Consider the following 6347-nt stretch of genomic DNA (forward strand, 5'->3'; position numbering starts at 1 on the left):
AGCCGGATGAGGTGAAAGTCTCAAGTCCGGTTCTGAATGAGAGGTGGGGAAAGTGATTTCCCCATCGACTCTAACTCCCACTGTGGACACGTTCTGAAAGAATTGGATTTATCAGTTCGTGAATGGCGATGTCCGTCCTGCCAGAAGGTGAACAGCAGAGACGAGAACGCTGCAATAAATAACTTGCTTGTTTTCCTTGGTGGGGCGTCAACCGTTAAGTTAGGCGATGTTAGACAGGCTGTGCCTGCAATTGCTGTTTGAGCTTAGAATCCCCTCGCCTTGATAGCTGGGGAGTATGTCAAACCTTTGACAGATTCCAGAGGTCAGTCATCACTCTTAAGATATATATCAATCCTTACAGGAGTCGTAAATTTTTTATCCCACCCCAACCCTCCCCGAACCTGCGGGGAGAAAGTAAGAAATTCACAAGTGATGCGAGAATTGCTATATGGAGTCAATCTAAAATCTAAAATCGAGTAAGCTGCTTTAAATTCCTTTGAGGAGCGATCGCCAATCCCGACAGCGTTTCAGGTAAATGCGAGCTACATGATCGCTGGGATTTGTTCGCAAACACTCTTCAAATAATTTTCCTGCTTCTCGGAATTCTTTCCGCTCGCACAGTAACATAGCTTCATTATATACAGACAAATTTGCTAGCTTTGCCGACAAACTTTCGGGCGGATCTGCATCAAATACCTCATAGACTACGACATATTGAGATTTTCCTTTTACCTGTACTTTATCCACAATTCTAATTGCATAATCGGTGGGATTTCGCAACCGTTCCAAAGTCTGCTGAGAAATTAACAGAGGTACGCCGTAATCTTTGGTCAATCCTTCAATGCGAGATGCTAAATTAACAGCATCGCTAATCACAGTGCTGTCCATCCGGCTTTTACCCCCGACTGTCCCCAGCATCAAAGAACCCGAATTGATGCCAATGCCAATTTGAATCGGGACGTAGCCGACGCCTTGACGGTATTCGTTGTAAGTTTTGAGGATATTTAGCATTGCAATACCCGCTTTCACTGCATCATCTGCAAAGTCACTAAACAAAGCCATAATTGCATCGCCGATGTATTTGTCAATAAACCCGTTATTGCTAGTAATCGCAGGCTCCATCCGCGAAAGGTAAGCATTGATAAATTTAAAATTTTCTTGGGGAGTCATAGTTTCTGAAAGCGTCGTGAAGTCGCGAATATCCGCAAATAGCACCGACATTTCCTGCTGCACTTGGTCGCCTAAATGGACATCTATAATACTTTCATATCCCAACAAATTTAGAAATTGGTGTGGCACAAATCTACCGTAGGCATCAGTTAAGTCTGATTCGACATCCAGGGATTTTTCTAAATTTTGGTTAACGTCAAATAGTTCCTTAATAAATAAATGGCGCTGGGATTCAGCTTCTTTGCGTTCCGTGACATCTTGAAAAACTGCGATCGCAAAAGCAACTTTGCCACCATCGTCAAAAATTGGCCTTCCCCAAATTTCTAGGGGAACTTTCTTGTCGGTTCGATGAATTTCCAGATCGTCAGCAGTCGCGTTTTCGCCCCTTAAAGCTCGGACGAGCGGCAAATTCTCGAAAGGATAAATTGTCTCCGTTCCCGCGATATAAATTTGATAACTTTCTGACAAATCCTCAACAGAATTTAAGGGCAAAACTCCTTGACCGAGTAACTGCTGTCCGGCGTGATTTACGTAGTAAGGTTTGCCTTGAGAATCGAGCACTACCACGCCTACCGGAATCGCTTCGAGAAATTGAGCCAGCTTGATTTCGCCTTCGCGCACCGCCTCGAATGCGCGAGAGCGTAACTCAGTTTCAACCGTATCGGAATGTTCAGCAGTAGTTTCCAGCAAGATTTCCAGATCCGCTTTTTCCTCCTTCAAGTCTTCCACTTGCTGGCGCAATCTTTCTATCTCTAAAAGTAGCTGTTCTCTAGATGGTTGTTCTTCCAGCATAACTCGAGAATTTGCGCCTCGACTAACAAAAAATTACTTAACATTTCGCACCCTAAAAGTAATCGTGTTTTTATAGAAAATCCAACTGCAAACCAGGCATCAGGCGCTGGAAATTCCTCAAAGATTTACCATGCCAAGCTATGCTTTGAGAGCCTTGTACCGCCATTTGCACCCTGGCTGTTTTGCGGATCTCGATAATAAACTTCGATAGCATATTGATGCCAGAACTGTTCAAAAATTCTAACTGCTGCAAATTGAGGGTAATTTTCGTCGGTTCCAAGTCGGCAACCTGGGCCAGCAACTGCCCTATCGGCGCGTACTCAGCAGGCCCGCTCAGCCTTAGAGATCCAATAAAACTCACGGTTGCCGTTGCTGGATCGTAACAGATCTGGTAATCTTCTGTATTAATTTCCATAGCCACAAAAAAAAGTCCCTTAGATATTATCGATCGCCAGCGTTGCTTATACTGTTAATTGCACCATAGTTGTCACCGCAATTACTTCCGGGTCTTTGTGCACGGTCTGGAATTTCCAGCCAAGTTTGGCGGTATAATCGGTGAGCATGGTCAACAAACCCAATCCCGAATTGGTACTGTTGTCGTCAGCAGCATTTTTTTCCAACCGCTGAAGGTAAAGTTCGCTTGGCTCCGAGGCCAGCAACTCCTGAATATAAGCCTGAAACTTGTCCACCGCTTGCGGAGAGATGCTGTTAGCCACTGAGACAATCACTCCCTCGCTCTCTAATTGCAGTTTAATATCGATCGGGTAGTCGGAGGTTTCATCATTAAACTTCATGGCATTTTCCAATAACTCGTTGGCAATGTAGCTAACAGCACTTTTTATTTCAGCTTGTCTTTCAATTGTCGAGGGTTCATCTTGGTTGCCCGGAAAAAAAGTCGTCAGGTAATCAGCCAGAAAATCAGCAGACAAACCGTTGTTCCGCCACCGCTGCTTGAGAGGAACCGAACTCGGAGAAAATCCAATTATTAAGTATTCTTGGCTAGCGGGCTGCTCGATGAAATCTCCGAAAATCTGAGTCATATCGATGTGAGAGCTAAAGTTTGAGATGAGGGGATCACTGAATATATTTTAAACTTTAGGAGGGATATTCAAGTAGTTATTTTTGTTTGAGTACCAGCAATGTGATGTCATCAAAAACTTTTTGTTCGCCGATGTGCGATCGCACGTCCTTAATTACAGCGTGCCTAATTTCGGCAGCAGAACGCTGCCAATGAATTTTTATTACCTCAATTAACCTATCTAAACCATAAAGCAGTTTATCCATATTTTTAGCTTCCGTAATCCCGTCAGTGTAAAGCACAACCACATCTCCTGAATGCAAATGCACAATTTTCTCAGCAACAAATTCAGCAATATCTACATCCAGCCCGATCGGGAAACCCAAATCGATTGTATCAAACCGCTCTACACAACCGTTACACCGCACAACAATCATTTCTTCGTGCTGGCCGCTCAACTTCAGCATCCCCTCCTCATAGTCTAGCAAGGCAAGGCTAGCATTTTTGTCGCATTTCATCCGCTTCACGTTATCATAAATTACACTGTTAATAGCACTTAAAAATCTTACTGGGTCTGGTTCATTGTAGGCGAGCAAAGTTCTTACTGCCGTTTGCACCATAATCATTAAAACACCGCTCTCCAATCCGTGTCCCGTCACATCTCCAATGCCAATTTTTACTCTACCTTTGTGTTGGAGTACGTCGTAATAGTCGCCCCCTACTTCCTCAGCAGCTTCCATAAATCCCGCAATATCTAACCCCACAACTTCATTGAGTTCTAAGTCTTTGGGCAGCAGCATCTGCTGAATCTTGCGAGTAACGTCTAGTTCAGCGCTCATTCGCATATTTTCTGCTTTTAGGCGATCGTTGAGAACAGTAATTTCTTGATTTGCACCAACTAAGGCATCGGCAATTTTGTTAAAAGCACCCACAACTTGCCCCAGTTCATCTCTGTTATCCAAAATAATTTTGTGGTCAAGATTGCCGCTTGCCATCTTTTTTGCAGCTTCGTCAAGGACAAACACAGTTTGCATAACGCTTCTATAAAAACTTACAAATAAATAAATAACTATGGCTAAGGTTATTAACACAACAATAGAAATTATGCGTTTCTTGGCAACGAAACTATCAATGCGTTTTTGCAGGAGAAAGTCTAATTCCTTGATAGTTTTATCCCACAGTTCAAAACTATAATTCAGAACTCGATCGCTCCCATCAAGATAGGCAGAATATTCCACTAATGCTGTGGGCTTAATCAGTTTATCTAGTTGCTCAGTTAGCTGCTCTACTACCGAGTTAAAGTTTGTTAAATACTCCCTTAATTTCGGGATCAGATTCCCGTGAGGATTATTGCTAAATCCTACCTCCATATTGATAGCTAAATCCTGATTAATTTCTCTCAATTTGCCTGCCAAAGTAATCAGTTTCGCTCTTTCTTCAGGTGTGGCATCGGAACGCAAGTTTTTTATTTGAGAGATCAGCCTAATCTCTGACAATATTTTTTGGATTTCTGGAAGTTTCAGCAAAGTAGCATCCATCAAATAATAGGTATCTAGATCCGGGTCTAAAATTAGATTAGAAGTATCGCCGACGCGAGCGCTCAGTCTATCAATGTCTGTAGCTAAACGTTGATAGAAAAAATCGTAAGTTTCTAAACTCCAATGGCTGTGGCGAAGTTTGAAATTGTGCCAATCTTGATAAATATTATTAAAATTTTTACTGGAAATTAATGTGTTTCCAAGCTGGCTATCTGTATTAGCTATCGCTTGAAATTTATGATCTATCTTGGCTTTTAAATCTGTTCTGAATTCTGAATTGCTTAAACTAGGATTTAACCTCTGATTCGGATAATTTAAGAGTTGAAGTTTCGGTATATATTCCCTCAACTGGCGCAGTCGCCGCAGGTATTCATTTCCGTAGATTTCTTTTTGGGCAAAATCAACTCTGCTGTTAATTTCGGAAATTAGCAGGTACATGACCAAGGTTAACGGTATTGCAAATAGAAAACCAATTAAGGTAAATTTTTGAGGATAGCTCAGCCGATTCATTAAATGGATTCCCAGGGATTTTCTGTTCATAATCGATAGATTTTAAGAATATTGTACTAAAAAAGTAGCGATCGCTACTAAAGTAGTTGCGGGGACGATCGCTCTAGAAAACCCGAATGCTAATATAATTAATCAGCGATAAGCTGTGGATCATTTAAACCAGTAACGAGGCTTGTAGGTGCGTCAGGAGTAAACACTTACGCGCTTATGCGAGAAACAATTCTGTAATGACGCACCCTACTATCCTCTTTTAAATGCCGAACAGCTTAGCTGATTTAATTTCTAATGCGTTTTCGTCCAGTGGCAACAATTTTTGTGGCATCCCTGTGATATCCTTGGCTGAGCTCGCCTCCCCCAGTCTAAAACACGTTTAGCAGTTTTGGAACGAAGAATAGTAATTTGTACTGAGATTCGGGGGCAGGAGTAGAGGCTTTTAAGAATATTTACTTAAGCATAAATTTTTCTTAATACCCGGAGACAACAAGTAAAAATTAAGTAATAACTGGGTAGTGCAAGTTTCCTGAAACACAACTGCCGACAGCGAGTAGAAAATACTTGCCCCCCACGCACCAGCAGTCAAATCGGTTCTGCACAAAGGAACCAATAGCACCAGCAATAGTGTCTAAATAAGTATCTGCAGTTGAGTGTTCAGGAGCGATCGCGCATTGTGTAAAGTGAGGCAGAGGGCATATTATGAAAAGAATCTCCCAAAATAAATTTCAAAAAAATAAAAACCGAGACCAAAAGCAGCCCAATCCAGTAATCTTGGCTTTGGTGCTCACAGGAATTCTGGTATGGGAAATGTATCCGGCACTAAGACACACCGCAGCAGCTAACGCGGGCGCCATCAAAGATTCCCTTGCCCAGTTGGAAAGGCAACAGCAGCAAACCGCGCAGCAATTTTCCTCAGCCGCAGTGCCCCAAAACATCAGCTATTCGGTATTGGCACTCGATACTCTCACTTCCGAACCGGGGAATTTTGCCGAGGGTACGCGCAAAAATCCCCCGAAGCAATTGCCCGCAACCGTAGCAGAAGCAGTTCGCCGAGAGTTGTCGGACTCCACTGGCATTGCTGCTGACAAGTTGAAAGTAACTGAATCAAGCGGACAAAGTTGGCCGAATACTTGTTTAGGACTCGCGAAAGCGGATGAAATTTGCGGTCAAATGATTGTCGAAGGTTGGCGGGTTGTGGTTTCTGATGGTAGGCAAACTTGGGTTTACCGCACTAATGCTAGGGGAAATGTGTTGCGTTTGGAAAAAAAGTTACCTAGGTAAATGTACGTGAAAGGAAATATAAGTTTCCTTTTGGAACAGGCTTT

At 42.7% G+C, this 6347-nt stretch carries 6 protein-coding genes; 2 read left to right on the top strand and 4 right to left on the bottom strand.

Annotated elements, in window-relative coordinates; translation table 11 throughout:
- The first annotated feature begins 36 nt into the window (after positions 1-36).
- Positions 37-261, top strand: a complete 225-nt coding sequence (locus QT973_RS19730; RefSeq protein ID WP_333392020.1) for a zinc ribbon domain-containing protein — start codon at positions 37-39, stop codon at positions 259-261.
- A gap of 225 nt (positions 262-486) precedes the next feature.
- Here the strand turns inward: QT973_RS19730 and QT973_RS19735 are convergent, their stop codons facing one another.
- From QT973_RS19735 to QT973_RS19750, 4 genes are all read right to left on the bottom strand, one after another.
- Complete coding sequence (locus QT973_RS19735) at positions 487-1962, bottom strand: adenylate/guanylate cyclase domain-containing protein (RefSeq protein ID WP_333054009.1); 1476 nt, start codon at positions 1960-1962, stop codon at positions 487-489.
- A gap of 70 nt (positions 1963-2032) precedes the next feature.
- Positions 2033-2377, bottom strand: coding sequence for a slr1659 superfamily regulator (locus QT973_RS19740; RefSeq protein ID WP_333054010.1), 345 nt, complete (start codon positions 2375-2377; stop codon positions 2033-2035).
- A gap of 46 nt (positions 2378-2423) precedes the next feature.
- The gene (locus QT973_RS19745) at positions 2424-3002 is read right to left on the bottom strand and encodes a DUF6272 family protein (RefSeq protein WP_333054011.1); all 579 of its coding nucleotides are present in this window, start codon (positions 3000-3002) and stop codon (positions 2424-2426) included.
- Between the two features lie 76 nt (positions 3003-3078).
- Complete coding sequence (locus tag QT973_RS19750) at positions 3079-5058, bottom strand: SpoIIE family protein phosphatase (protein ID WP_333392022.1); 1980 nt, start codon at positions 5056-5058, stop codon at positions 3079-3081.
- Between the two features lie 663 nt (positions 5059-5721).
- On the opposite strand from QT973_RS19750, the gene QT973_RS19755 reads away from it, so the two are divergent.
- The gene (locus tag QT973_RS19755; RefSeq protein ID WP_333231957.1) at positions 5722-6303 is read left to right on the top strand and encodes a hypothetical protein; all 582 of its coding nucleotides are present in this window, start codon (positions 5722-5724) and stop codon (positions 6301-6303) included.
- The last annotated feature ends 44 nt before the right edge of the window (positions 6304-6347 follow it).

Origin of the sequence: Microcoleus sp. Z1_A1, from assembly GCF_036700305.1 — a bacterium.
Lineage (GTDB): Bacteria > Cyanobacteriota > Cyanobacteriia > Cyanobacteriales > Microcoleaceae > Microcoleus.